General features: G+C 49.2%; 1 protein-coding gene. It reads right to left on the reverse strand.

Features of this window, described 5'->3' with window-relative positions; genetic code table 11:
* Positions 1 to 23 precede the first annotated feature (23 nt).
* Positions 24 to 1,145, reverse strand: a complete 1,122-nt coding sequence (locus tag J5X92_RS20845; RefSeq protein WP_013782999.1) for an ISAs1 family transposase — start codon at positions 1,143 to 1,145, stop codon at positions 24 to 26.
* Positions 1,146 to 1,252 lie beyond the last annotated feature (107 nt).

Genomic DNA, 1,252 nt, shown 5'->3' on the forward strand with positions numbered 1-1,252 from the left:
CAGGGCAACCGCATGAGTGCTCACTAATTAATCATGCCACTAAAACCCGCAGTTAGCACAGCTTCCAGATAGCTGGCTTTCATCCAAGCCCGTTTTTGCTTGGCGGGTATGCTGCCTTTTGATGACTCTGCCCGCAACATGTTTAGCGCTAAATGGCGTAGCATCGACCAGTTTTCGGCACCGTGATTCTGGTGTATCTGGCAGTCGTCTTCACCCATGCTGACATCCAGTACCCAATGCAAGCTGTTCTCTACAGCCCAGTGAGAACGTACTGCTTCGGCTAGTTGCTTCTCACTTAATGGTGCGGAGCTGATATGGTAGCGATATGTCAGTTCAGGTGCTTTGCCTTGTTGTTGGCGGAAGCTCATGCTCATGCCAAGCGTCTTTAACTCAGGCCATTGCGGGAACGCTTTGCTCACGTCATCAGCACTTAACACATGGTATGTCCGGGCTTCTATGCGACCCCGCTTTTGCTCGAAGGTTAAGCCACCAAGTGGTGCTTCCCGTGTCTCAGTAAACGCATCCTCGACTGCTTTACAGAGCTTGCCCTGATTGCTTTTGAGTGTGAACAGGTAATCACCACCTTGCTCGACTATTTGCTCTGCGATGCTGGTCTGGCAGCCCATAGCATCAATTGATACCAAGGTGTCCTGAACATCAAGTAACTGAATAAGCTCAGGGATCGCTGTAATTTCGTTCGACTTCTCTGAGGTTTTAACCTGACCTAAAACGACTTTATTGGTGCAGGCAAACGCGTTGACCATGTGTATCGTTGATTGGCGGTCACCGCGCTGGTAGGAGCTTCGCAGCGTTTTACCGTCAATCGCAATCAATTGTCCTTCGGTGCTTTCATGTACAGCCTGCATCCAGTTGATAAAGCAAACTCTAAACTGCTCTGGGTCGATACGCGAAATGGTACGGGCAATAGTGTCATCAACGGGGACGCCATCGCGCAAGTAACCATGTTGTTGGAACCAGCCAATATGACCGTCGGCATAGTCCCGGATATCGCTCCACCCTTCGGCTCCAGCGACGACACCACACAAGGTGATAAACAAAATATCCTCAAGTGGATAGGTCACTTTTGCTGATTGACGCGTGTCAGATAATTCCCCAAAGTGGGTGGTGAAGGCTTCGATATACATGGTTTTACTCCCCAAAAAGAGAGTATAAGATCACGACTAAACCGGATCGTCAAACTGATCGTTTAGTTTCCGCCAACTGGTCAATAAATATTCACGATCTCACCCTG

Origin of the sequence: Alteromonas sp. K632G (assembly GCF_017653625.1) — a bacterium.
Lineage (GTDB): Bacteria > Pseudomonadota > Gammaproteobacteria > Enterobacterales > Alteromonadaceae > Alteromonas > Alteromonas naphthalenivorans.